This is a genomic window from Desmospora profundinema, assembly GCF_031454155.1.
In the GTDB taxonomy this organism is placed as follows: Bacteria; Bacillota; Bacilli; order Thermoactinomycetales; family DSM-45169; genus Desmospora; species Desmospora profundinema.
On sequence record NZ_JAVDQG010000004.1, the window covers coordinates 327,947 to 352,799 of the forward strand.

Here is a 24,853-nt window from a genome sequence, read left to right on the forward strand (position 1 = left end):
CCTGGTTCACTTCGTTCCAGGTCTCGCTATGCGCTTTTTGCAACGAAACGAAGACGGCCACACCGACCCGGGGTTCCGCCTAACGTATTTATCAGACACGCCCTAATGGTTGTTTTTTGACTTTGACTTTCTTTGACCTTATACCCCTATTATAGTCTGACCTTATTTGACTTTCAAGGGGGATTTTGAATCGGCCGGACGGGGTGACGGTATAAAAGGCCGGTTGTTCGTGCACGCTACCTTTGATCAATCCCGAGGAGGAATATCCATGCAACAGGGACCCGGAGAACGGGAATACCAACTGCTCAGTGCGGAACAAGCACAGATGGATTTTTGGGCGAATCAAGTACGCGAATGCTACCGGGAAATGACGGCGATCGCGATGCGGCGAATGCAAAAGGAAGCCGGAGAGGATACGGAAATCGGTCAACCGTTGGGGGAACAGACCGAGGAAAAGCTGGCGGATTCCTTTCGTGATCAGGAAGTCGTATGGCCGTTGGATGAAAAGCAGGAATGCTGTTACCGAAAAGACGGCGGGCAAGTGGTGGTACGGCCCAGAAGGCAAGGATGAGACCATTTTTATAAGCGGGTTCAGATAAGGAAATGAAATGGCCCCCTTTTCCTTTTCATAGGATATGGAAGGGGGCGGTTTGGGTTAAAAGGAGATTTTTAACTTTTTCACTCCGCTTCCATGTAACGACTATTGCTTTCGGTTTAAAACGTTATAACATAAAAGATGTAGACCTGTTTCTATTAGAATGTTTGCTGTATAATGAGTTGTAACCGTTTACATGGCAAAGGAGGGTCTCACATGTCAGAACCAGTGTTACTGACACTCGGTGCATTGGCGTTGTTCTTTTTGGGATATCGTTTTTATTCGAAATATTTAGCCGAACGCGTCTATCGACTGGATCCGGACTTCCGGACACCCGCCCACGAATTTCGGGACGGGGTAGACCATTTGCCGACCAACAAATTTGTCTTGTGGGGACATCACTTCAGTTCGGTCGCCGGGGCGGCTCCGATCGTGGGTCCGGCCATCGCCGTCATCTGGGGATGGGGGCCGGCGCTGTTGTGGGTGGTGTTGGGTACGATCTTTTTTGCAGGGATGCATGACTTGGGGACGCTGTGGGCATCCGTGCGCAACAAGGGGAAATCCGTCGGTGTCATCACCAATACGGTGATCGGGGCACGGGCGAAAGGACTGTTCCTGCTTATCATTTTCTTCCTTTTATTAATGGTCAACGCCGTGTTTGCGGTGGTGATCGCCAACCTGTTTACCAACTTCCCCAGCAGTGTCATCCCGTACTGGCTCCAGATTCCCGTTGCCATGACGATCGGGTACTTGGTCTACAAGCGGGGGATGGGATTGTTGGGACCGTCCCTGGTGGGGCTGTTCCTGTTGTTTGTCTTTATTTTCATCGGGGCGTCCAATCCGGTCGCCATGCCGGAAACGGTTTTGGGAATTCCTTCTGCCGGCTTCTGGGTGATCGTGATGCTTCTGTACGGGGCGATCGCTTCCCGTCTGCCGGTGTGGCTGTTGCTGCAACCGCGGGACTACATCAACTCCCATATGCTGTTCCTGGGATTGGGTGTGATGTATCTCGGCTTGTTGTTCACTCAGCCGGAGTTTAACGCTCCCTTCTTCAACAGCGCGGTGCCGGAAGGAACCCCGCCGTTGATTCCGCTCTTGTTTGTAACGATTGCGTGCGGGGCGATCTCCGGCTTTCACGGTTTGGTAAGCTCCGGGACTTCCTCCAAACAGTTGAATAAAGAGACCGATGCCCGCTTTGTCGGCTACTTCGGGGCCATGGGTGAAGGGCTGTTGGCCTTGATCGCCATCATGGCGACGGCTGCCGGTTTCGCCACCATCGACAACTGGAGCCAGCATTACGGGTCATGGGCCACCGCCAGTGCAGGCGGGGTGGGCGCCTTTGTCACCGGTGCCGGCAATTTTATCGCCAGTCTGGGAATTCCGCCGGAAGTGGGTACCACCTTTATCTCCATTATGATCGTCGCCTTCGCCGCCACCACGCTGGACACTTCGATGCGCTTGCAGCGCTTTATCCTGGGTGAAATCGGGGAGCAGTACAAAGTGGCTCCGTTGAAAAACATCAACGTCGCCACCGTTGTCGCCTTCCTCAGCTGTGTGGCACTGGCCTTCCTGGCCGACCCGTCCAACCCGGGGCAAGGGGGCATGAAACTGTGGCCGCTGTTTGGAACGACCAACCAGCTGACTGCGGGCCTCTCTCTGATCGTGATTACCCTGATGCTGTGGAAATGGGGACGCAACTACCTCGTCTCCCTCATCCCGTTGGTGTTCGTCGTGGTCATGACCACCTGGAGCATGGTCCACAACATTATGGGATATATTTCACAAGGAAACACGTTGCTCACCATCGTGGGGATTCTGATCTTGTCCCTCAACGTATGGCTGATTCTGGAGGGGATCCTGGCCTGGCGGCGCGGACGGGATGAGCCGCTTCACCCGGGAACCTCCGCTTGATGGGAGTGAATGCGCATGGAACGGACTGCGGACCGGGCCCGTGAGATCTGGGAACAGTTTAAGCACTTTTACGAGGAGATGTATTTCGCCCCGTACCGCCGCACCATGCTCAAAGAAATCCAAAACGAAGAAGATGTCTTTAAGCTCTTGGCCTTTTCGGAAATGCTGGGTTTGCCCAATCCGGTCTCCTATTACACGATGGAGCTGACACCGTTTATGCTGGAAGAATTCCACGAGTGGCATCAACGCATGGGGATGGAAAAATCCCCGTTGGACGGGTTTAAATGTTGCTGACGATCTGGAGTAAACAAAGAGGCGGACGGCCGTCAAAGCGTTCCGGTAAGGAGACGATCGCATTTTTTGGAGGCAAAGGAGGCGTGGGCAAGACCACTTGCTCCGCCGCTTATGCCTCGGCCTTGGCGAAGCGGGGCTTGAAAACCTTGTTGGTCTCCACTGATCCCGCCCATTCGGTGGGAGATCTCCTGGAAGTGGAAGCCGGGGCTGAGGCGGTCCAGGTGACGGATCATTTTTGGGTACGGGAGATCGATCCCGCTGAAGCCTCCCGCCGCTATATGGATGAAGTAAAAGAAAACCTGCGGGGGCTGGCGGCTCCGGGACTGTGGCAAGAAGTAGAACGGCAGATGGACTTTGCCGCCGCCTCTCCCGGCGCCGACGAAGCCGCTCTGTTTGACGACATGGTGTCCACTATCTTGTCGGCGGAATCGGAATACGACCGGATTGTTTTTGATACGGCTCCCACCGGTCACACCCTGCGTCTGTTGTCCCTCCCGGAACTGATGGGGGTATGGGTGGAAGGAATGCTGGCCCGCCGAGCCAAAACCCGGGAGCTGCACCGCATGTGGCACAACGTGGCCGGGGTGGGTGAAGCGGAAGAGCCGAAAGATCAGGTGTATGAACTATTGGAACGGCGCAAGAACCGTTTTGCCGCTGCCCGACAGCGGCTGCTCGATCCCGGGGTGACCTCCTTTTACTTCGTGCTCAACCCGGAACGCCTCTCCATCCTGGAGTCGGCCAAGGCGATGACCTTGCTGGAGAAGTATGGTGTCGCCACAGGAGGAATCGTCGTCAACCGGGTGCTGCCGGAAGAGGCGGATGGGGCGTTTCTGGCCAAACGAAGGCAGCAGGAAGCTCGTTACCTGGCAGAGATCGACGAACGGTTCGCCGACCGTCCGCGATTGCATGTCCCTATGGAGCCGGAGGATATCCGCGGACTGGACGGTTTGACCAAAATCGCCGAGCGGATGGAGCGCGGGGGGTTCGGTTCGTTGTGAAGTTCGATAGGAAGGAACGGATTACCACCCCGACCATTCCGTGATGGGTTTTGCCAGCAACCGCACGCCCCCGTTGGGGGGCGTTTTTTCATAAGGGGTGAGGGGAGGGGGATGGTGTATGGGGAAATGGTGGAAGCTTCGCCTGCAGACGCGAACGATTCTGATGGTGGCTGGATTGATGCTCTTGATCGTGGGATTGATGGGGGGATCGTTTTATTCGCTGATGGTGGAGACGGTTGAAAAAGAAACTGGTCAGCGGGCGCTCAACCTGGCGGAAACCTTAGCCGGTGATCCGGAGTTGATCGGAGCGTTTGGGCATTCGCAGCCATGGTCGAAAATTCAGCCGATGGCTGAACGAATCCGGAAGCAGTCCGGAGCCCAGTTTGTCGTGGTGGGCAACCACCAGGGAATCCGTTACGCTCATCCCATTCCGGAACGCATCGGCCGGCAGATGGTGGGAGGGGACAATGACCGCGCCCTGGTGCAGGGGGAATCTTATGTCTCCAAGGCGACGGGCAGCTTGGGACCCTCCCTCCGGGGGAAAGCGCCGGTTTTTAATGAGGAGGGAGAGGTGATCGGCATTGTTTCCGTCGGGTTTCTGATGGAGGAAATCGCCGACATGACTCAATCCTATCTGATCAAGATGCTTCATTTTTTTCTGCTGGCTCTGGCGATCGGGGTAGTGGGGGCGATCTGGTTAGCCCGCAGTATCAAGCATGCTACTTTGGGACTGGAACCGGAAGAAATTTCTTCCCTGTACAAAGAGCGAAGCGCCGTAATCGAGGCGGTGCGGGAAGGGATCGTGGTGGTGGACAGACAGGGGAGAGTGACGATGGTCAACCAGGCGGCTTCCCGGATGCTGGGCTTGCCTGCGGAGCAGGCGGAACAGGGACGGGATGTTCGGGAGTTGCTTCCCCATACCCGGCTGCCGGATGTGGTGCAGAGCGGGGAGAGGGAGCTGGATCGCCACCTTTACCTGAACGGGCGAGAAATTATCGTCAATCGTTACCCCATCCGTTCCCCGGAGGGAAGCCGGGTCGTGGGAGCGGTGGCCAGTTTCCGGTTGAAGTCCGAGTTGGATGAGTTAAATGACCAACTCTCCCAGGTTTCCCGCTATACAGAGGCGCTCCGGTCCCAGACCCATGAGTTCCACAACACCCTCTATACCATCTCCGGCCTGATCCAATTGGGTTCGTACCGGGAAGCGCTGGAGATGATTCACCAGGAAACGGTGGAGAACCAGGACCGGATCCAACGGATTGTCAAAGGAATTCCCGACCCCCGGTTGGGGGGGATTTTGCTCGGCTTCATCAACCGGGCGCGGGAACTAAAAGTGGATTTCACCCTGGATCAGGACAGCCGTTTGCGGCCGCTTCCAGAGGATTTTGACAGGCAAGGGTTGGTCCATATTTTGGGAAACCTGATCACCAATGCCTTTGAGGCTGTGGAACAGCAGCCGGAAGGAGAACGGCGGGTCCGCTTATACATCGGTGATGCCGGGGGGGAAGTGTTGTTGGAAGTGGAGGATTCGGGACCGGGGGTGAAGGATCGAATTGCTGACCGCATCTGGGAACGAGGGTTTTCCACTAAAAGAGGGGAAAAGCGGGGTCTCGGCCTCCCCAAGGTGAAAGAGACTGCAGTGGAGATGGGGGGATATATCGCCCTGGAACACGGCGAGTTGGGCGGAGCATTGTTTGTGGTCGCCCTGCCCCGTGTCCGCGGCTGCAAACCGAGTGAAGGAGGGATGGCTCATGGCTGACCGGAGTAATCCCATCGAAGTGCTGATTGTTGAAGACGATCGGCGGGTGGCAGAGATTCACCGTCGGTTTACGGAAAAAGTGGAAGATTTTCATGTTGCGGGTATGGCTCATACCGGTGAAGAAGCCCGGGAGTGGTTGCAGATCTTCCGGCCTGACTTGGTGTTGCTGGACATTTATTTGCCGGATATAAAGGGAATCGACTTGATCTGGTTCATCCGCGAGCATGCGCGAAAGACGGATATTATCATGATCACGGCGGCAGGAGAGACAGATTTGGTGCAAGAAGCGATGCGTGGCGGTGTCGTGGACTATATGGTAAAGCCAATCGTGTTTGAACGTTTCCGCACTAGTCTGGAACAGTATCGAGCCGGCCGGGAGCGCCTTGCCAAAATGGAGTCCATGGATCAGGATCAGATCGATGCCCTGCGAAATCGGTCCGGAACAATCCGTGGACCAAAGGGAGAACCTCCGCCGGTACCTAAGGGGATCGATCCCATCACCCTGGAAAAAGTGATACAAACCCTCCGCGATGATCGGCGGGGCAAGACAGCGGAAGAAACCGGGCGCGCCATCGGGGCCAGTCGGTCCACCGCCCGCCGTTACCTCGAATACCTCGTTTCCATGGGAGAAGCTTCCGCCGATGTTTCCTACGGTGCCATCGGACGTCCGGAACGCCGCTATGGGATGCGGAAGGGATGAGAGAATAAAGCCCGGTTGTCGAGAGGACAGCCGGGCTTGGTTGTGAAATGCAGTTTTCAGCAGGGTATATAAACATCGATTAGCCTGGTTGGAAATTTGGCAATACCAAGATGTACGCTCTTTATCCATGGATTCAATCCTTCCGTATGTTTCCAGTCATACGAGGCATGATAATGGGAAATGGAAGCCGGGATATCGTCCCGGCGGAACGGAGGAGTATCATGCCCCGGATCCTCTCGGTTGGGACCGCTGTTCCCGAATATGTTCTGGATCAGGATGAAGCAAAGCAATTTGCCGGTGGATTGTTCCGGGAATCCTTTTCGGATATCGAAAGATACCTTCCGATCTTTGAGCATGCGGCCATCCGAACGCGCCGCCTGAGCCGCCCGCGGACGTGGTTTGAGGAGGAGCGGAGCTTTCGGGAGAGAAACCGGGCTTATACGGAAGTGGCCTGCCGCTTGGGCGAGGAGGCCATCAGGCGCTGTCTGCGGCCGGTGGGATTGGATCCATGCGAAGTGGATCATCTCATCTTTGTCTCCACATCCGGGCTGGCCACTCCCAGCATTGATGCTCGCATGGTGAACCGCCTTTCCCTCCAGCGTCATGTGAAACGGACGCCGATTTGGGGGTTGGGTTGTGCCGGGGGGGCTTCGGGTTTGTCCCGGGCATACGAATATGCGCGGGCATTTCCCGACAGCCGGGTGGTGCTGTTGGCGGTGGAGTTGTGCAGTCTCACCTTTCGCCGAAATGACCAAAGCAAGAGCAATCTGGTGGCCACGTCGTTGTTTGGAGATGGAGCAGCAGCGGTGTTGGTGACAGGGGATGAAGCGGAGGTGCCGTACAAGCCGAAGGGATCACCGCGCGTGGTGGATACCATGAGCACCACTTGGCCCGATTCATTGGATGTAATGGGATGGGATGTGGCGGATGACGGTCTGAAGGTGGTCTTTTCCCGCGACATTCCCGGTATCGTGCGCCAGGAAGTGCGGCCGGCGATCCAATCGTTCCTGGATCGAAGTGGGTTAGGATTGGAGCAATTGGGGCGCTTGATCGCCCACCCCGGCGGAGCCAAGGTGTTGGCCGCCTATGAAGAGGCCTTGGAACTGCCGCGGGAGTCCCTGCGTCACGCCCATGCCGTATTGGGTCAATACGGAAACATGTCTTCGGCGACGGTTTTATTTGTTTTGGAGCGGGAGCTGCAAGAAGACCATTTACCCGGTACTGCTGGACTTCTGACCGCTCTGGGGCCGGGGTTCAGTTCGGAACTGATGTTACTGGAGTGGGATTGAATGGGAGGAGCCGGAATGATGACAGGAATCTGGTGGATCCTGGTGATCCTGGGGTTGCAGCGGGGAGTCGAATGCTGGATCGCACATCGTCATTCGATTTGGGCCCAATCTCAGGGAGGCGTGGAGGCGGGACGGGAACATTACCCCCTGCTGGTGGGAGTTCACCTGTTGTTTTTTGCCGGACTGGCGCTGGAGGCGGGGGTGTACGGGACGGTTCCTCCTTTTTGGTGGCCACTGCCGCTGGCGTTATTTCTGTTGGCCCAAGCGCTGCGCATTTGGTGTTTGTCTTCCCTGGGTTCTTACTGGAATACGCGGATCTGGGTCATTCCGGGTCACCGTCCCGTGATCCGGGGGCCTTATCGCTACTTGCGTCATCCCAACTACGCAGTGGTGGTAACCGAATTGTTGACTCTTCCCGTGGCGTGTGGGGCGTGGATTACGGCCGCTGTTGTATCCGTACTCAATCTGTGGGTTTTATTGCGGGTTCGCATTCCGGCGGAAGAAGCGGCGTTGACCGCCTACACCGATTACAGGAAAGCCATGCCCTGCCGCCGCTGGCTGCCCGGGCACAAAGAATCGACGGAAAATTAAGATCCAAAGGTGGTGTCCGGTGCGAAAAATACCGGCTTGTTTTCCCGGAACAAATTCGTTTTAATGGAAGGGAGACTAGAATCGATGCACAAAGAATAATCATGTTGCAAAAAGGATCCTCAATCCTGAGGGAGCGACAGTCGATTGGGAGTGAGCCGATTGGCAATGGATGTGGAAGAGATTCCGCTGCATGACCTCGTTACTGAACATCTGTCCGAACGGGCCAAGGAAATATACAGCTCATCCTTTCATATGGTTTGGATTCATACTCAAGGGGAACGGGTGGAGCGGCAGAAAATCGCCCACCAAGTGGCCTGGGACCGCCTAAAGCAAGAATACACCCAGCCTGTGCGATCTCCGATCCAAGTGGATCCCGGATCGTTTGAGCTGAAAAAGAAATAAAAGTACCTTTCCATAGAATGGAGCGTCTTTCACCCCGGAGGGGTGGGAGGCGTTTTTCATCTTTTTTTCATAACGGAATCGGAGGAGGCACGGAGACATGTTGGATACCAGGGCTGCGTGGCGGGCGGGAGTGGTTGCTGCTGTCCCCATTATGATCGGATATTTGCCCATTGCGATTACGTTTGGGGTAATCGCGCAACAGACGGGTGTGACTCCGTGGGAAACCACTTTCATGTCGATGTTCGTGTTTGCCGGTGCCAGTCAATTCATGGCGGTGCAGATGGGTGCGGCAGGTGCCGGGGTACTGGAAATTGTGATTGCTACTTTTGTTCTTAATTTTCGCCACTTTGTGATGAGCCTTTCCCTGATGGAACGGCTGCCCTCTATTTCACGCAGGTGGAAGTGGCTGTTGTCCTCCGGGATTACGGATGAAACATTTGCGGTTGCTTCCTTTGAAGCAAGAAAGCGGGAGCTTCATCGCTTTCAATTGGCGGGATTGATTCTGGGGGCCTATGTTTCCTGGGTGGTTGGTTCCTTGGGCGGACATTGGATGGCGCAGACGATTCCGCCGGCTCTCAGCGAAAGCATGTCCATCGCGTTGTATGCCATGTTTATCGGGTTGTTGATCCCGGCAGTGCGCGGCGCTTGGCGGGCAGCGGCGGTGGCCGTCACCAGTATGCTGTTATGTGCGGCGTTCCAGGCGGTCTTGGACAGCGGTTGGGCGATTGTGATGGCAACGGTGATCGCAGCCGGTTTGGGTTCGTTTTGGATGAAAGGGGAGGGTGACTAATGTGGATTTGGATTATTCTGGGGATGGCGTTGGCAACCATGATTCCGCGCTGGATGCCGGTATGGCTGGTGGATCGGTGGGAGCTACCTGACTGGTTTCGCGGCTGGTTGCAAGCCATTCCCTTTGCCGCATTGGGAGCGCTGATCTTTCCCGGCATCCTGTCTGTGGAACCCCGTGAGCCGCTGGTGGGTTTGATCGGTGGACTAGTGGCGGCAGTTCTGGCTTGGTTCCGGCTTCCGATTCTGGTTGTGATCATCGGTGCTATCGGTACGGTCATGGTATGGCGGTGGTGGGGATGGTAACCCGCCGCCTCTTTGTTTGTTCCGGGAGTCTTGAGTGAATAACTGTCGTGAGCCGGTAATGGAGACAGCATCACCGATCCACACTGGTAAGAGAACAGGAAGAGGGAAAGGAGCGGTTGGATGCTGGTCAGCAGCAATAACGCCATCAGCCTTGGCTGGATTGATGTCACTCCTTGGCAGAAACGATTCGTCCGCCAACCGGAGACTCTTTCACAGGAAGACCACCGACAGCATCCAGCGGGACGTGTCGGCCGACCGGAGGATATCGTCCGCGCGGTTCGTTTTTTGGCGTCGGAGGAGGCGGATTTATCGTTCATCTGGTGGTGGATGGCGGTATGTCGGTCAAGATGATCGATATGGAACCGGGAGGGGTCGGCAACCACTGCTTATTTTAGGATCCCTTTACTTCCAAACTCCTTAATCTTCGCTTTCACTTGGACTTCGATGGGGATTTCACTGTACCGCTTTTTCCATTCCTTCTCCTCTTTTTTCCAGGTTTCGATGGAATGAATACGCAATTGGTTTCCAAATCCGGCGATATCCGTTTGAAGCATTTTGGACTTACGGATGGTTTGTGCCACCAGACGACGGACCTCTATTTCCACCGCATCCTCCAGTTGGTCGATCATTTCCTCTTCAAACGTGTCATTTCCCTTGATCCAGTTTTCGATCAATCGCCCTTCCACATTTACCATAGCCACGAAGGACAGGCGGGACCCCTTGATGCGGGGGATCAGTTTGGTCGGTTTTACACCCTGAACTTCATAGACGATGGGGGCTGCCGTATTGGGGGGGCGGACGACCACCTGTCCTCCCTCGGCTTCTCCGGACAAAAGGCCGTATCCGTCCATCTCTTCTCGGTTCAGCCATCCCACCTGCTTTTTGGTTTCCCCGTCAATCACCGCTCCTCCCTCCATTTGATGGGTTCCACGGTGAATGTTGACCCGGGGAAGGACGAAATCTCGTTTCTGGTTCATGGCTTTGACCGCTTCCCCGAGCGCGGGCTCTACCCCTAAGCTAAGGGATTTTTTACGATTTTCTTCGATCATCTCATCCAGGGCGATGGAGGGGACTTCCTCCTGCTTGCGGCCCCCTTCCAATACGGCTTTCGCCTCTCCCCTGGTAATGAATACTTTGACGCTCCTGCGAACTTCGGGACTTCGCACATACAGGTTGAGCAGTTCATCGAGAGGGACGGTTCTGGCGATGGCGTCACTGATTACAACCACTCTCACATATTGAAAAAAGGGGGTGCGATTCCATAGGGTGGCCACTTCCCGACTGGCCTGCAGCATGGTGTCGCTTTGGGAGGCGATGTTTTCAAAGGTGCGGGCTCCTCCCCCTCCCCCCCCTCCTCCTTGAGGATCCTGCGGTTGATTTTGTTGTTCCAGGATTTGATGGGTGACCCGGAAGCGGGTTTTCTCGTCGACTTTTACTTGATCGATCCCCAGCCCCATCACAAAGGCCAATTCATTGATTTCCCGCCGATCCCAACATCCGGTGAGAAGCGTCACCGCGATCACTAGGATCAATCCTTTTCGCCATAGGTTAATTTCCACCGACAGCCCTCCGTATACCGGCTACGATCCACAACAGGAAGGGAATCGCTCCTGCGGTCACCAACGCCGCATAACCCACGAAATCGCTAAACCGGAACATTTGGTTTACATTTTGGGGAAAGATGGCCAGCACGTAAGCAACGGGGATCAAAAGCTTGACAGTGGTCTCTATTTTCCATCCGAACATCTCATGCAATCCATGGGCAGAAACATAATAGAAGCTGCCAAAGGTAGTGTAGATGGTAATCACCCACCCCACGAAGAAAAACAGCTCAAACCGTTCAAAGAAGAGAGCGGGATAAGCGATTTCCGTGGTCATCTCCAAAAGCGGGTAGGTGATTGTCGCGGTGGCTTCGGGGGTGAGTACACCCACGACAATGATGATGGTAGTGGTGTAAAGAAGGATGGGAACGCCGATGCCCATCAGGGTGGCTTGGACCGTTTCTTTGGTGCTGTTCATAAAAGCGGCCAGAACCAGCATGATTTCAAAGCCGAGAGAAGCGTAGATCGTGCTTTCGAGCGCTTTTACAATCGGTTTCCATCCATCTTGCAGCACGGGTCGGAGTCGATCCAAATCGAATCCCGGTATGCTTTGCGCAAGAACCAACAAGAAAATCAGCATGATCAGGGGGAGGAAAAATTCATGCAATCGGACATAGGGGCGCCATCCTCCCATGAGCGGATAGACCCCCATCAGGATAAAGATAAACACCAGGAATCCGATCGGAGTGGTCTCCAACAGGTAGAGACGGATCACCTCCGCTTGGATGCGGGCGCTGTAGGTGGCGACACATAAGAAGTACAGACAGTAAAACAGCCCCACCAAGATACCGAGAGGCTTTCCCAAAATGGTTTGGCTGTATTGGAACAACGTCTTCCCCGGAAATCTTCTGGCAAACTTAACGATAAACACCCCGAGGCTCAATGAGATAACCCCGCTCACCAGCATGCTGATCCACACGTCGGGAGAGCCTTCGGAGGCATCGACGGCGACACGGGGAAGTGTGATGATACCGGCCCCAACGATGGAGGAGATCAATACAACAGTCATTTGGTAACGGGTCATTGAGTAGGAAGGCATCGTCCCATCTCCTCATTATTTACGGTCGGGATCTTTTGGGTGGAGCAACAGGGGCCTTGTCTTCATCAGCCGCCAGGACACGCGCAGGACGATATCTTTCCAATCAGACAGACGGAAAGAGACAAAGGGGTTCATATAATCGACCCCGAAACTGTTTAACCGCATCAAATAACCCACTAAAAATATGAAGAACAACAGCACGCCGTAAAGTCCCAGGCTGGCTGCGAAGATCATGACGATAAATCGCAGGTAACGAAGCGCGATCCCCATCCCGAAGTGGGGAAGGGAGAAAGAGCTGACCGCTGTGAAGGCGACTACGATCACCATGATGGGGCTTACGATACCGGCGGTGACGGCAGCTTCCCCGATGACCAGACCACCGACGATCCCTACGGCTTGACCCACCGGGCGCGGCAATCGAACCCCCGCTTCACGGAGGATTTCAATCGTGACTTCCATCAACAGCGCTTCTAGAAAAGCGGGGAAAGGAACCCCGGTCCGCGTTTCGGCGATGGAGATGGCCAGCTGGGTCGGGATCAAACCCTGGTGGTAAGACGTGAGCGCGATGTAGAGTCCCGGCAGGAACAACGTGACAAAAGCAGCGATATAGCGTAGGATGCGGATCAAGGTGCCGGGAATCCAGTGTCCGTAATAATCCTCCGGCGACTGGAAAAACATCGGGAGGGTGACAGGAGCGAGCAGGGCCGACGGGCTGCCGTCCACCAGTATGACGACCTGCCCTTCCAGCAATGCGCTGGCTACTCTGTCCGGCCGCTCGGTATTTTGCATCAGGGGAAACGGAATCAGCTTGGGTTCTGCTAATAACTGTTCCAAGGTGCCGTCTTCCAGCACATCCATATCCACCTGTTCCAACCGTTCGGTGATATCCGTTACCACATCTGGATTGGCCACATCTGTGATGTAAGCCAGGATGATATCTTTACGCGTCCGCTTCCCTTTTTGGAAAAGGACGAAGGATAGATGGGGATCTCGGATTTTACGCCGGATTAAGGTAGTGTTGATCTGTACGTTTTCCACAAAGCCTTCCCGGGGACCACGCACGACCGCTTCGGTCGCCGGTTCCTCAATCTGCCTTGAATCCCACCCCCGGGTGTCCAAGGTCCAAACTCCCCGCTCATCCAGCAGCAATATGGATTGTCCGGACAAAAGGGAGGTGATGAGATCATCCCTGGAACGAAGGGGCTCCAACTCCCCATTACTGACGACATCGGTCAAATTGTCATCAGTGAGAGCAAAAGGGTAGGACTGCAGGGGAGACAGGATGTGAAGATTGACCCGCTCCATTTCGGTCATGCCGTCGATATAGACCAGCACACACGTGGTTTCTGGCTTTCCCCCTTGAAAAGGCCGGATTACAAGATCATAGCTTTGCTTGATTTCATTTTTAATAAAACGGGTGAAAGAATCAGCATCCAGCGGTATGGCCGGCTGCTGCCGCGTTTTTTCTCGTTTTCTCCGACGTCTCATGGCAACCTCCCCTCCCTTTGTTTTTCCTAAAATGGGTTTATTATGTATTTACCACAGGGGAGAGACGTCGAGGTTTGTGGATGAATGTCGGAAAGATCTATTTTTAAATAAAAAAAGACTGCTGACGAAATTCTGCGTCAGCAGTCCCGGTGTTTTTATTTCCGATCCCAGTCGGGATTGGGGAAGGAGGATTGTTTCAGTTTGTTGGTTTTTTTCGGCTTGCTTAACTTGTTGTCGTTGGCCAGGTTGTGGGTTAACAGGGTGACCAACGTACCGGTGTTGTGCAGGTTCCGCTTGGAGATCTTGTCCAGCGAATCTTCCGGACTATGGTAGTAGGGGTCCGGGCTGTAGTGAAGGAAAGCCACCGGTATACCCGCCTGGGCAAAAGGCCGGTGGTCGCTTCGGGTGGAAGCCCCCCGTTCATAGTTGTAACCATAAGTTTGGACATAGTCTTCGGCCAGATCAGCGACGAAGGATTCATCATCCTCTGAGGCGGTCAGAATCCCCAGCGTGTCACCGACACCCACCATATCCAGGTTGATCATCGCAGCGATGCGACTCAACTCATCGGCATGAAGCGATTGGACATAACGGGTGGAGCCCACCAGTCCCACTTCCTCCGCACCGAAAAAGATGACACGGACATCATGGCGCAGCTTCTCTTTAGACAACACCCGGGCCATTTCCAGCAAGGTGGCGCTGCCGGAGGCATTGTCGTTGGCGCCGGGAGAGCCCTGGACACTGTCATAGTGGGCACCCACCACAATGGTTTTTGCCTGGCGCGTGTCTCCTTTTTGTGCTTTGATGGTCCCGATCACGTTTTGCGAATAGCTGGGATTCAGCTCTACGTCGGCTTTGATCCGGGCTTTCACGGTTTCGTCGGACATCAGCCGGTTTTTCAACGATTCCCCGTCAGTTTTGTCAAGGGATACCGTTGGGATCGGCCCTGGTTGCCCTAAGGTACCGCTTAGTTCCCCATCGACGTTGTTAAAGATCATGGCGCCTATGGCACCGGCATCGGCAGCATTTTTCGATTTTTCAAAAAAGGTGATGGCCCCGCGCTGGATCAGGACGATTTTCCCTTCCACATCCAGATCGCTAAAATCCTCCGGCTGCCCCAGGCCGGCGTAGACCACGTCAGCGCTTAACCCTTCCTTGGGTGTGGGCGGGGTGTAGGTAAAGGGTTTGGCATCCAGTGAGTGTTCCTCCGGAGTGGTGACGGTTACTTCCGCTCCATTGCCCTTAAAAGCCATGATGGGGAACGTTTGACGTTCCACTTCCAATCCGTAACGCTTCAGTTGACGAGCGATGAAGTCCGCTGCCCGGTGCTCTTCCTTAAACCCGGTGACGCGCGGGGCTTTTGTCAGGGTGTCGATATGGTTGTAGATTCGATCCGCAGACACTTTGTTGGCCACATTTTGGGTATGTACAGGTGCGGCATAAGCCGTTTGGGTGAACACCAGGGCCAGAGCCAAGGTAAACACCAAGATGGCCCAACGCTTGTTTTTCATACGGATTCCCCTCCTATTTGATTATTTCTGTTTCCCTTGTATATTATTAATTTTCAGTTGATTTTTGTCAATAGTTTTGCAGATTTTAAAAAAAATAGAGTCAGTTGACGGTGGAAGTAGGGCGGATTGTTGCCTCTCCCTCTTAAAATGACGTTTTCTATGACGAGGAAAGCTTTTCTCGCCAACTAGGCTGTCATGTTGTTGTCGTGAACGAATAGTTCGATTATACTGACCAGTAGGTATGTAGATGATTCCCATACATGGAGGTGTTCTCATGGAAACCAATCAATGTCGCCAAATCGATTCACGCGTGAGCTTCCGGACGTGCCCGCTGTGTGAAGCGACCTGTGGATTGGAGATTCATGTTCACGGAGAAGGGATCGAAGCGATTCAGGGGGATAAAAAGGACCCCTTCAGCCAAGGGTACCTGTGCCCGAAAGGGGTGAGTCTCAAAGAGCTTCACACGGATCCCGACCGGATCCGCACTCCCATGATCCGCCGCGGCACGAAGTGGGTTCCAGCCACCTGGGATGAAGCCTTTTCGGAAGTGAAAAAGGGACTTCGCAATCTGATCGATCGGTACGGTGCAGATGCTGTCGGTGTTTATCTCGGCAATCCCAATGTTCACAACTTATCGAATATGCTCTATATGGAAGGTTTTCTCCGCATGTTACGTACGCGTAATCTGTTTTCGGCGAGCTCGATGGACCAGATGCCGAAGCAGCTGGCGGCGGAGATCATGTTTGGACATTCCTTCAACGTACCGATTCCGGATGTGGATCGAACCGATTATTTATTGATCATCGGTGCCAATCCGCTTGCGTCCAACGGAAGTTTGATGACCGCTCCCAATATGCGGAGGCGGTTAAAAGGGATCCAGCAGCGGGGAGGGAAGGTGGTCGTGATCGATCCCGTTCATACACCCACTGCCAAACTGGCGGATGAACACTATTTCATCCGTCCGGGTGCAGACGCATGGCTGCTTCTGGCCATCATCCACACCCTTTTCGATGAAGATTGGGTATCCACGGGGAAATTGGGGGACTTCATCAACGGAATGGAAGAAATACAAACGCTCGTACGTGAATTTCAACCGGAGGAAGTCTCCGCTTATTGTGGAATACCCGCGGAAACCATCCGGTTGCTGGCCCGCAATCTTGGCAAGACGCCGAGGGCGGTCGTCTATGGACGGATGGGAACGTGCACACAGCGGTTTGGAACCGTCAACAGTTGGCTGATTGATGTGATCAACGTATTAACGGGCAATCTGGACCGGGAAGGCGGTGCGATGTTTCCGCGTCCGGCGACGGGTCCGAAACAGTCGATACGTTCCAAAGGCCCCCGTTTTGGACGATATCACAGCCGTGTCCGCAAACTGCCGGAAGTATTCGGAGAGCTTCCCGTGGCGTGTATGGCTGAAGAGATGGAGGTTGCGGGACCCGGACAGATCAGGGGATTGATTACGATCGCAGGCAATCCGGTTCTGTCTTCTCCGAATGGAAGCCGATTGTTACATGCGATGGAAAACCTTGAATTTATGGTTAGTATCGATTGTTATTTAAATGAAACCACTCGACACGCACATGTCTTGTTGCCCCCGCTTTCTCCTTTGGAAAAAGCCCACTACGATTTGGTCTTTTATCAGTTTTCCGTGCGGAATATCGCCAAATACTCCCGTCCGGTGTTTGATCGGGCCCCTGACCAATTGGATGAGTGGGAGATTCTCCTCCATCTGGCGGCGGCGGTGAGCGATAAGGATTGGGGCGAAAATCCGGTGAAGACTCTGGATGATTTAACCGTGATGAAACGGATACAAAAAGAAACGAAAAATGAAAATTCGCCTATCCATGGGCGTGATCCGAAGGATATCATGGCTGAACTGGGAAATCGGCGCGGCCCGGAGCGCCTGTTGGATTGGATGCTGCGTATGGGGCCCTATGGAGAAGGGTTTGGTGCCAACTCAGACGGATTGACATTATCCCTTTTGGAAAATAACCCTCACGGGATCGACCTTGGTCCGCTGACCCCGAGGTTGCCGGGCCATTTGCTGACCCCTTCCGGAAAGATTGAGCTGGCACCGCCTGTGCTGGTGAAAGATGTGGAGCGATTGTGCCAAGGTGCTGATTCTAAGCAGAACGGATTCAGGCTGGTGGGACGGCGGGATCTTCGTTCTAACAATTCGTGGATGCACAATCTTCCTGTCCTTGTTAAGGGGAAAAATCGCTGTACGTTATGGATTCACCCCGACGATGCAAACCGCCTCGGGCTGATAGAAGGAGACCCGGTATCGGTGTCTTCGCAAACAGGAAGGGTGGAGGTGATTGTACATGTGACTTCGGATGTGATGCCGGGTGTGGTCAGTTTGCCGCACGGATGGGGCCATCGGGACTCTTATGCCAGGTTGACGATTGCCAAAGAGCACCCTGGGATCAATGTCAATATTCTCACGGATGATCAGGACCTTGACCCGGTTTCCGGAACCGTCGTTTTGAATGATGTGCCTGTGGAAATCACAAAGTAGCGCTTTACGTGAAAACCAAATACTCCAAGCCATCGGTTAGTGATAATTACTATAAATGGAATAAAATAAGTTGTTAAGCTTTCGTTAAAAGCACCCGATCGACACGGAAGTCATGTTACAGTAATATGACAAAAACATGACTCGTTTATGACGTAGATTGGGTGAAAGCATGAGCCTCAACCAGAAAGGCGGCGTGATTCAGGAAGTATTTTTCCTGCGTTTTATCGCCTGTCTCAGCGTCGTTTGGATTCATGCCATTTCGGTCACTTACGGCCAATACCCGCTGTCCGATCAAGGAGTGCTCGCCGTCCAGACCTTTCAGATGGCCTTTATGTATGCCACTCCCCTGTTTGTCTGCATCTCGGAGTTGTTGCTCGCTCACGCTTATCCCAACCAGACCCCCCGCTCTTATTGGGAAAAGCGGGTGAAGTATATTTTGCTTCCCTTTTTCTCGATGGCTTTTGTCTATGCCTTGATCCAACATCCGACGGATGCAAGCGCCTTGTGGAGCCGGTATGTGGACATGGTATTGCTGGGTAAATGGCATGGGTACTTCATAATGATCATTTTTCAGTTTTACCTGCTGCATGCGCTCTTTATCCGCTGGGTGAAGAATCGGTGGATGGTTCCGGTTTTAACGGTGTCGTTTGCAGTAAACTTCCTCTACCTGAGTCTGCCGGCTGTCCCGTTGCCGTTTGGGATCGCCCATTACATTCCGTTTGTGGCTTGGATATTTTATTTTACAGTCTCTTACTACATCGGGCGCAACCTTTCGGCGTTTCGTCGCGGTGTGGAGCGATACCGGATTCTCATCTTCGCTGGAGTTGTATTGTCTCTGGGCGCCCTTTTGTATCTGAAGGGCTTCGGGATCGTGTTCTCCACTTCCTCCAAGCGGCCTGACGTCATGATTTACACGGTCTTTATCCTGTGTTTTCTGTTCTGGATCGGTATGAAGATGAAGGAAATCCCCCGTTGGATGTTGGAAGTGGGCCGGTTTTCCTTTGGAATTTACCTGCTGCATCCTTTGGTCCAGCACCGGATGATAAAGACGTGGCTGCCGTTGGATTTGCCTATTTTTGTCTATGCCGTCATCCTGTTTATGGCGGGTGTCCTGATTCCCATCGCTCTCACTTGGCTGATGAATCAGTTGCCGCTGGGGGCTTTTGTGGTGGGTAAACTGGGCAAAGGGAAACGGAAACGAGCGGACCGTCCCCCGCAAGCTCCCGCAGGCGGATGGAGCCGTGCGTAACAGGTAGGCCATAAAAAACGGCCATACAGGTACATGAACCTGTATGGCCGTTTTTGTTTACCTTATAATCGCCGTTGGGCATATTGAGCGAGGACGGGGTGGTGCCGGGTTAATTCACGGTGAAGCTGTTCAAAGAGGTCCCGGATGTCCCACTGCGCTTCCGGGGACGTACGGAGGTTGATCAAGTGATACAGCTCCCACAGGCTGGCGGTGGCGTTCACTTGGCGGTGATGGGCGTTGGTGACGCAATAGGGAGCCGCTTTCGGACAGTGTTCCAGCATACGGGCATAGGTGGTTTCGGCTTGTGTAAGGAATCGCTGGAAAGTGTCGGTCAGTCCCGCTTCCCGTACATGAGGCGGGATCGTGTACCCCCGTTCAACGGTGGGCTCTCCGAAAGTGAAATGCGTTCCCCGGTTGTGGCGCAGCAGTTGGTGCCAGTTGGCCTCTGACAGTTGCATCTCCATATGGTAATGGAGATGGCGGAATTCATCCCGGGGGTTGTCGAAAAAGCGCAAGTGCTTCAGTGCCTGATCCACCCAGGCTTCTTTTTCTTCCAGGGACCAGTTTTGTACCACCTGGTCCGCATCGCGGTGGGTCCATCCCTTCTCACTGATCAGAAGGAGGCTACACACACGGGCCAAGGATTTTTTATAATCCGGCAGATCGACGAAACGGGCTTGCGGTCCCTCAAACGCTCGCCCCCGTTGACTGGAGACAGGGGCTTTAGCTGGCAGTCTCTCCAGTTGGCGACGGGTTTCCAACAAGTATGGGCTCGGTTTCACATGTTTGAGCAGGGTGGGGATGACTTGGCTGATTTCCCGTTCGAGATCCCGTGCCAGTTGGCGTGATTCCGCATGGGGGCTGGAGAGGAGACGAACCAACGTATCCCGCAGGGCACGGCCGTTGCCGGTCAACCCCAAGCTGGTGCAGGTGGCCAGGGTGAGTACATAGCGGGCGTCTTCAAAAGCGATTTTCTCCACTCGGGATTGGAATCGTTGATCCGATTCCCCCTCTAAACGGGGAAGGGTTTGCAACAAGTGTGGGACCAACCCCGCCAACAGAGTTTCATAGGTATCAAAAGCGGCTTCCTGCAAGGAGAGGTAGGCATCCCGCTCCCCGTCCGGTAAGAAGTCCGGTATGTATAGGTTCCCCCGCTTCGGACGTTGGTAGCGCTGACTGTATTCCGTGAAGCTGTTAAAAGTGTTGGCCAACTCCAGTTCAGCTGATGCCAGGCGGCTGATCTGTTCCACTCCCAAGTGGGCGACGGCGTGTTCCGCTACACTGCTGTGTCCATAACCTACTACCCATTTTTCATGAAATTGGGCTGCTTTTTCCGAATAGATCGTAGCCATGCCGCCGGCGGAATCCCCTACAGCCAGTTCATCGTCCCGCAAGAGCTTTGCTAGGTTGTCCCGAAAACTTGCCGGGCTGCGGCTGACATAGGCGAAGATGACGGCGATTACCTCTTCCGGCAAGTTAAAGATCGCGTAGACATTGCGATCCAGATTGGAGACATAACGGGATAAATCCACCCCGTTCGATTCCGTTTCCAACATCGATTCTCCCCCATTTCCCAGGAAATGTTTCGGCTTTTATTCTCCTTAGGGCGTGTCTGAACAATCCGTAGCGCGAGATCCCGGGTCGGTATGGCTGTCTTTGTTTCGTTGCAAAAAGCGCAAAGGCTCTCCGCCAGCCATACCGACCCTCCCTTCTACTCACGGAAGATGGAATGACCAGACAGGCCCTAGTGCCCATCAGGTAACTTCAGTCTGCTTTTTGCCCTTCACACGGACAAGTCGGTCGGCTTGGTTATCCGTCTTCGTTCCTTTTATAGAGCACAAGTCTCGCCATGGTCACTTCGTTCCCAGGTCTCGCTATGCACTCATAGAAGCACAAGTCTCGCCATGGTCACTTTCGTTCCCAGGTCTCGCTATGCACGGCAAGAGTCTTTCCAAGCCTTCCTTTACGAAAATATGATCGATATGGGTAGAAGGGTCACTAGTGACGCAACAGGCTGCATTATGTAGTGGCAAAACAAAGGGTGTACCGCCAGCAACGGATCGCTTCGTTTGCTACAAGTTTATTCAAGGAGGCGGGTTCCAAAAGGGCTTCTGACCCCACAGCGGACTGACGCTTGTTGATTGGTGAACCGATCCATCCTGTACTATTGTACCAAGCGAAGGGGAAAAGGCCTATCCTCAATCCTTGGGAAAAAGGACAGGCACCTTTGCATAACAGTGTGTACAAGGGGGGATGGACGGTGGGCTTTCGGCGGTTCCGCTTACGAAAAAGACCGTTGATTGGATTACGCTGGCGCATGCGGGGAGGGGTTTGGTTTTTGGCCTTCGCCATCCTCTTCGCCGTTCTTTTTCAGGTTTTATGGCTGCTGGAAACCAAACTGCAGCCCACCCTGATCCACATTGCCCAAACCCAGGTGAAACGGATCGCGGCGGATGCCGTGACGGAGGCGGCACGGGAACAGGTCTCGATGGGTGGGGAACTAAATGACATTATGATGGTGGAGCGGGACGGGGACAATGCGATTTCCTTTGTGCAGATTGATCAGCAAGTGCAAGCCAAAGTGTATGAGCGGACCCGCACCAGCCTGCAAAAGGTGATCCACCAACTGGAGAATGAATCCATCGGTATCACATTGGGGCAGGCCTTGCAGAGTAATGTACTGGCTCAGTACGGTCCTCAGATTCCGGTGGAGATGTGGCCGAAAGGATCCCCCCATGTCAATTTGCGGCCGCATATGGAAGCGGCGGGAGTCAATAATGTCATGGTGACCTTGATGATGGAGATCCATATTGAGATGGGGGTTGTCGTTCCCTTCACTACGGAAACGATCGATGTGGATACAGAGATTCCCATCGCTCAGGCCCTCGTGGTGGGAGAGGTTCCCCAATTCTATTACTACAACGATATGGGAGGCGGAATCCAGAAAGGAACTCCCGGTCAAGGCCAATCACAAAAAGGGGCAGGGAATGCCGATTCCCCTCCTGCTTCCAAGGAACAGCCGCCGGTACCGCCGATCTTACCTCCTGTGAAGACTAATTGATGCTTTGCTGCCCAGGCTCGTCTGAACAATCCGTAGGGCGTTTCCGTGTCGGTATGGCTGTCTTCGCTTCGTTGTTGAAAACGCAAAGGGAGACCCGGAAACGGGAGTGACCGAGGCGAAACTTGTGCTTTTTAGGGCGTGTCTGAACAATCCGTAGGGCGGGATCCCGTGTCGGTATGGCTGTCTTCGTTTCGTTGCAAAAAGCGCAAAGGCTCTCTGCCAGCCATACCGACCCTCTCTCGTTCTTGCGGAAAATTGAATTACCAGACAGACCCTAGTGCAAAAGCTCTCAGCGGTCGTATCGACCCTCCATTATCCATGCAGAAAATATAATTATTTACATATTTTAGCGCAAACAGAACCAATGGCCTATTTTACTACTGAAGGCGAAAAGGATTTTGCGTCAATCTATCGAATATATTCATTCGATAAATAATTTATATCTTTCAGTCGATTTGAAATCATCCTTGTAAATCATCTCAGATTCGAGGTGTCTTCATGGCGGATGCGCTGTTAGAAATTTCTCGATTCCAGATGCACTTTCACACGGACAAGGGAGTCGTGAAGGCGGTCGACGGGGTCGACATCATCGTGGACGAAGGAGAAGTGGTCGGGCTGGTAGGTGAATCCGGCTGTGGTAAGAGCGTCACCTCCTTGTCGGTGATGGGGTTGGTTCCTCAACCTCCGGGGAAGGTGGCCGGCGGATCCATTCGGTTGGCAGGAAAGGAGCTAACAGCACTTACGGGAAAACAATGGCAAAAAATCAGGGGAAACGAGGTTTCCATGATATTCCAGGAACCGATGACCTCCCTTAATCCGGTGTTTACGATCGGGAATCAGATGGTGGAGGCGATTCGCCAGCACCGGAGTGTAAGGAAAGAGGAGGCATACAAACAGGCTTTGCATGCCTTAAAAGAGGTGGGAATTTCCCGGGAAGGGATCTTGCAGGAATACCCTCACCAACTTTCCGGGGGGATGCGGCAGCGGGTGATGATCGCCATGGCGATGGTATGTAACCCCAAGCTGTTGATCGCCGATGAGCCGACCACCGCGTTGGATGTGACTATCCAGGCACAGATCTTGGATTTGATGCGCCGTCTCAATCGGGAGAAGGGGACTGCCATTCTGATGATCACGCACGATCTGGGAGTGGTAGCGGAGATGTGTGATCGGGTGGTGGTGATGTACGCCGGCCAAGTGGTAGAAGAGGCCGATGTTCGCACTTTATTCCGGGATCCCCGCCATCCCTACACCCAGGGGTTGATCCAATCGATCCCGCAATTGGACAGACGAAAAGATCGCCTTTACTCCATTCCAGGCAACGTTCCCAACCCCCGTCGAATGCCGTCAGGGTGCCGTTTCGCCCCGCGGTGCCAATTTGTCATGGATCGCTGTCGCGAACACGAGCCCGGATTTTTCTCATTGGGAGAGGGTCATATCAGCCGCTGCTGGCTCCATGATGGAACCGAAGGGGGGACGGAGCATGACGACCGCACAGACACTGCTTAAGGTGGAAGGCTTAAAAAAGCACTACCCGATTCATGGCGGAATTTGGGGGCGCAGGGTGGGTGAAGTGAGAGCGGTGGATGACGTCTCTTTCTCCGTCCGCACAGGGGAGACACTGGGCATCGTCGGGGAGTCGGGATGCGGCAAGTCGACAACGGGGCGGGCGATCCTGCGATTGGAAGAACCGACGGCGGGTGATATCCGCTTTGAGGGAACCTCGCTTCTCTCGCTGGGAGTGGAGGCGATGAGGCGGATGCGGAGGGAGCTGCAAATGGTGTTTCAGGATCCCTTTGCCTCTTTGAACCCCCGCAAGACCGCCGGAGCGATCATTGAAGAGCCGCTCCGGGTCCACGGCATCGGCGACGCCAACGAACGAAAGCAACAAGTGAAAGAGCTGTTGCAGGTAGTGGGACTTGACTCTTACCACGCCGAAAGGTATCCCCACCAGTTCAGCGGCGGGCAGCGGCAACGCATCGGAATCGCCCGTGCCCTGGCTGTCCGGCCCAAACTGATCGTCGCCGATGAACCGGTCTCTGCCCTGGATGTGTCCATTCAGTCGCAAGTGTTGAATTTATTGGAAGATTTGCAGGAATCATTCGATTTGACTTATCTCTTTATCGCCCACGACCTAAGTGTTGTCCGTCACATCAGTGACCGGGTCGGGGTGATGTATCTGGGCAGGATGGTGGAACTGGCGGACCGGGATGAATTGTACAACAACCCGATTCATCCCTATACCCAGGCGCTCCTGTCAGCGGTGCCGGTGCCCGACCCCGACGCCAAGCGGGAGCGGATCATCCTGAAGGGGGATGTGCCCAGTCCCAGAAACCCGCCGGCGGGCTGTGCCTTTCACACCCGCTGCCCCCATGTGATGGATATTTGCCGTAAGGTGCGGCCGGAGTTTACGGATCAGGGAGGCGGTCACTTCGCGGCCTGCCATCTGACAGGTTAGGGTTGGTCATTCCATTTTTAACATGAAAATTTGGAGGGCCGGTGTGGTCGGCGAAGATCCTTTGCACTCATAGAGCACAAGTCTCACCAGGGTCACTCCCGTTCCCCGGTTTCGCTATGCGCTTTTTGCAAGAGATCGGAGACGACCATACCGGGCCGGTTTACCGCTATCGGATTGATCAGCACATCTTCGTGAGATTACGACGGGGAGGTGAGGCGACGCAGCCGTTTCAAAGCTGGGTAAGGCCCGGCAATCATCACACACAAATGGTTTGGGGGGTCAACTGATCATCAT

22 protein-coding genes are annotated in these 24,853 nt (G+C 54.1%); 17 read left to right on the forward strand and 5 right to left on the reverse strand.

Going from position 1 to position 24,853, the window contains the following annotated elements:
* Positions 1-268: 268 nt before the first annotated feature.
* From JOE21_RS10580 to JOE21_RS10635, 12 genes are all read left to right on the forward strand, one after another.
* Positions 269-571 carry a hypothetical protein gene (locus JOE21_RS10580; RefSeq protein WP_309865770.1) on the forward strand — a complete coding sequence of 101 codons (303 nt, stop codon included), beginning with the start codon at positions 269-271 and terminating at the stop codon, positions 569-571.
* 240 nt (positions 572-811) lie between these two features.
* A complete protein-coding gene (locus tag JOE21_RS10585; protein ID WP_309865773.1) occupies positions 812-2,506 on the forward strand; it encodes a carbon starvation CstA family protein in 1,695 nt (564 codons plus the stop codon).
* A gap of 15 nt (positions 2,507-2,521) precedes the next feature.
* Complete coding sequence (locus JOE21_RS10590) at positions 2,522-2,800, forward strand: cory-CC-star protein (RefSeq protein WP_309865775.1); 279 nt, start codon at positions 2,522-2,524, stop codon at positions 2,798-2,800.
* Positions 2,791-3,798, forward strand: a complete 1,008-nt coding sequence (locus JOE21_RS10595) for an ArsA family ATPase (RefSeq protein WP_309865777.1) — start codon at positions 2,791-2,793, stop codon at positions 3,796-3,798. The genes JOE21_RS10590 and JOE21_RS10595 overlap by 10 nt, the downstream gene beginning before the upstream one ends.
* A gap of 118 nt (positions 3,799-3,916) precedes the next feature.
* Positions 3,917-5,557: an ATP-binding protein gene (locus tag JOE21_RS10600; RefSeq protein ID WP_309865779.1), complete on the forward strand. Its 1,641-nt coding sequence runs from the start codon at positions 3,917-3,919 to the stop codon at positions 5,555-5,557.
* Positions 5,550-6,257, forward strand: a complete 708-nt coding sequence (locus tag JOE21_RS10605) for a response regulator (protein WP_309865780.1) — start codon at positions 5,550-5,552, stop codon at positions 6,255-6,257. Before JOE21_RS10600 ends, JOE21_RS10605 begins: the two co-directional genes overlap by 8 nt.
* Positions 6,258-6,478: 221 nt before the next feature.
* On the forward strand, positions 6,479-7,546 hold the full coding sequence (locus tag JOE21_RS10610; RefSeq protein ID WP_309866075.1) for a type III polyketide synthase: 1,068 nt from the start codon (positions 6,479-6,481) through the stop codon (positions 7,544-7,546).
* A 15-nt stretch (positions 7,547-7,561) separates the two neighbouring features.
* The gene (locus JOE21_RS10615) at positions 7,562-8,137 is read left to right on the forward strand and encodes an isoprenylcysteine carboxyl methyltransferase family protein (RefSeq protein WP_309865782.1); all 576 of its coding nucleotides are present in this window, start codon (positions 7,562-7,564) and stop codon (positions 8,135-8,137) included.
* Positions 8,138-8,287: 150 nt separating this feature from the next.
* Positions 8,288-8,539, forward strand: coding sequence for a ChaB family protein (locus JOE21_RS10620; RefSeq protein ID WP_309866077.1), 252 nt, complete (start codon positions 8,288-8,290; stop codon positions 8,537-8,539).
* 97 nt (positions 8,540-8,636) lie between these two features.
* Positions 8,637-9,329: an AzlC family ABC transporter permease gene (locus JOE21_RS10625; RefSeq protein WP_309865784.1), complete on the forward strand. Its 693-nt coding sequence runs from the start codon at positions 8,637-8,639 to the stop codon at positions 9,327-9,329.
* Complete coding sequence (locus JOE21_RS10630; RefSeq protein WP_309865787.1) at positions 9,329-9,631, forward strand: branched-chain amino acid transport AzlD family protein; 303 nt, start codon at positions 9,329-9,331, stop codon at positions 9,629-9,631. Before JOE21_RS10625 ends, JOE21_RS10630 begins: the two co-directional genes overlap by 1 nt.
* A 120-nt stretch (positions 9,632-9,751) precedes the next feature.
* Complete coding sequence (locus JOE21_RS10635; protein WP_309865790.1) at positions 9,752-9,982, forward strand: SDR family oxidoreductase; 231 nt, start codon at positions 9,752-9,754, stop codon at positions 9,980-9,982.
* A 35-nt stretch (positions 9,983-10,017) separates the two neighbouring features.
* On the opposite strand, the gene JOE21_RS10640 is transcribed toward JOE21_RS10635, so the two are convergent.
* The 4 genes from JOE21_RS10640 to JOE21_RS10655 all read right to left on the reverse strand — a co-directional run bounded on the left by JOE21_RS10640 (position 10,018) and on the right by JOE21_RS10655 (position 15,270).
* Positions 10,018-11,190 (reverse strand): Ger(x)C family spore germination protein, encoded by a 1,173-nt coding sequence (locus JOE21_RS10640; protein WP_309865792.1) that lies wholly within the window; start codon positions 11,188-11,190, stop codon positions 10,018-10,020.
* Complete coding sequence (locus tag JOE21_RS10645; protein WP_309865795.1) at positions 11,180-12,271, reverse strand: GerAB/ArcD/ProY family transporter; 1,092 nt, start codon at positions 12,269-12,271, stop codon at positions 11,180-11,182. Before JOE21_RS10645 ends, JOE21_RS10640 begins: the two co-directional genes overlap by 11 nt.
* 15 nt (positions 12,272-12,286) lie before the next feature.
* Positions 12,287-13,759: a spore germination protein gene (locus JOE21_RS10650; protein WP_309865797.1), complete on the reverse strand. Its 1,473-nt coding sequence runs from the start codon at positions 13,757-13,759 to the stop codon at positions 12,287-12,289.
* Between the two features lie 155 nt (positions 13,760-13,914).
* Positions 13,915-15,270: a M20/M25/M40 family metallo-hydrolase gene (locus JOE21_RS10655; RefSeq protein ID WP_309865800.1), complete on the reverse strand. Its 1,356-nt coding sequence runs from the start codon at positions 15,268-15,270 to the stop codon at positions 13,915-13,917.
* 274 nt (positions 15,271-15,544) lie between these two features.
* Between JOE21_RS10655 and JOE21_RS10660 the strand changes: the two genes are divergently transcribed.
* Positions 15,545-17,791, forward strand: coding sequence for a molybdopterin-dependent oxidoreductase (locus tag JOE21_RS10660; protein WP_309865803.1), 2,247 nt, complete (start codon positions 15,545-15,547; stop codon positions 17,789-17,791).
* A 169-nt stretch (positions 17,792-17,960) separates the two neighbouring features.
* A complete protein-coding gene (locus JOE21_RS10665) occupies positions 17,961-19,040 on the forward strand; it encodes an acyltransferase family protein (protein ID WP_309865806.1) in 1,080 nt (359 codons plus the stop codon).
* 62 nt (positions 19,041-19,102) lie between these two features.
* Here the strand turns inward: JOE21_RS10665 and JOE21_RS10670 are convergent, their stop codons facing one another.
* On the reverse strand, positions 19,103-20,593 hold the full coding sequence (locus JOE21_RS10670) for an FAD-dependent thymidylate synthase (protein ID WP_309865809.1): 1,491 nt from the start codon (positions 20,591-20,593) through the stop codon (positions 19,103-19,105).
* 707 nt (positions 20,594-21,300) lie between these two features.
* Here JOE21_RS10670 and yunB point away from each other — a divergent pair.
* From yunB to JOE21_RS10685, 3 genes are all read left to right on the forward strand, one after another.
* Positions 21,301-22,101, forward strand: coding sequence for a sporulation protein YunB (gene yunB / locus JOE21_RS10675; RefSeq protein WP_309865812.1), 801 nt, complete (start codon positions 21,301-21,303; stop codon positions 22,099-22,101).
* 498 nt (positions 22,102-22,599) lie between these two features.
* Complete coding sequence (locus JOE21_RS10680) at positions 22,600-23,610, forward strand: ABC transporter ATP-binding protein (protein ID WP_309865815.1); 1,011 nt, start codon at positions 22,600-22,602, stop codon at positions 23,608-23,610.
* The gene (locus JOE21_RS10685; RefSeq protein ID WP_309865817.1) at positions 23,585-24,559 is read left to right on the forward strand and encodes an ABC transporter ATP-binding protein; all 975 of its coding nucleotides are present in this window, start codon (positions 23,585-23,587) and stop codon (positions 24,557-24,559) included. The genes JOE21_RS10680 and JOE21_RS10685 overlap by 26 nt, the downstream gene beginning before the upstream one ends.
* The last annotated feature ends 294 nt before the right edge of the window (positions 24,560-24,853 follow it).

Coding starts and splice junctions, on each gene's coding strand:
- JOE21_RS10580 (WP_309865770.1), top strand. CDS start 269: ATGCAACAGGGACCCGGAGAACGGGAATACCAACTGCTCAGTGCGGAA.
- JOE21_RS10585 (WP_309865773.1), top strand. CDS start 812: ATGTCAGAACCAGTGTTACTGACACTCGGTGCATTGGCGTTGTTCTTT.
- JOE21_RS10590 (WP_309865775.1), top strand. CDS start 2,522: ATGGAACGGACTGCGGACCGGGCCCGTGAGATCTGGGAACAGTTTAAG.
- JOE21_RS10595 (WP_309865777.1), top strand. CDS start 2,791: ATGTTGCTGACGATCTGGAGTAAACAAAGAGGCGGACGGCCGTCAAAG.
- JOE21_RS10600 (WP_309865779.1), top strand. CDS start 3,917: ATGGGGAAATGGTGGAAGCTTCGCCTGCAGACGCGAACGATTCTGATG.
- JOE21_RS10605 (WP_309865780.1), top strand. CDS start 5,550: ATGGCTGACCGGAGTAATCCCATCGAAGTGCTGATTGTTGAAGACGAT.
- JOE21_RS10610 (WP_309866075.1), top strand. CDS start 6,479: ATGCCCCGGATCCTCTCGGTTGGGACCGCTGTTCCCGAATATGTTCTG.
- JOE21_RS10615 (WP_309865782.1), top strand. CDS start 7,562: ATGATGACAGGAATCTGGTGGATCCTGGTGATCCTGGGGTTGCAGCGG.
- JOE21_RS10625 (WP_309865784.1), top strand. CDS start 8,637: ATGTTGGATACCAGGGCTGCGTGGCGGGCGGGAGTGGTTGCTGCTGTC.
- JOE21_RS10630 (WP_309865787.1), top strand. CDS start 9,329: ATGTGGATTTGGATTATTCTGGGGATGGCGTTGGCAACCATGATTCCG.
- JOE21_RS10635 (WP_309865790.1), top strand. CDS start 9,752: ATGCTGGTCAGCAGCAATAACGCCATCAGCCTTGGCTGGATTGATGTC.
- JOE21_RS10645 (WP_309865795.1), bottom strand. CDS start 12,271: ATGCCTTCCTACTCAATGACCCGTTACCAAATGACTGTTGTATTGATC.
- JOE21_RS10650 (WP_309865797.1), bottom strand. CDS start 13,759: ATGAGACGTCGGAGAAAACGAGAAAAAACGCGGCAGCAGCCGGCCATA.
- JOE21_RS10655 (WP_309865800.1), bottom strand. CDS start 15,270: ATGAAAAACAAGCGTTGGGCCATCTTGGTGTTTACCTTGGCTCTGGCC.
- JOE21_RS10660 (WP_309865803.1), top strand. CDS start 15,545: ATGGAAACCAATCAATGTCGCCAAATCGATTCACGCGTGAGCTTCCGG.
- JOE21_RS10665 (WP_309865806.1), top strand. CDS start 17,961: ATGAGCCTCAACCAGAAAGGCGGCGTGATTCAGGAAGTATTTTTCCTG.
- JOE21_RS10680 (WP_309865815.1), top strand. CDS start 22,600: ATGGCGGATGCGCTGTTAGAAATTTCTCGATTCCAGATGCACTTTCAC.
- JOE21_RS10685 (WP_309865817.1), top strand. CDS start 23,585: ATGACGACCGCACAGACACTGCTTAAGGTGGAAGGCTTAAAAAAGCAC.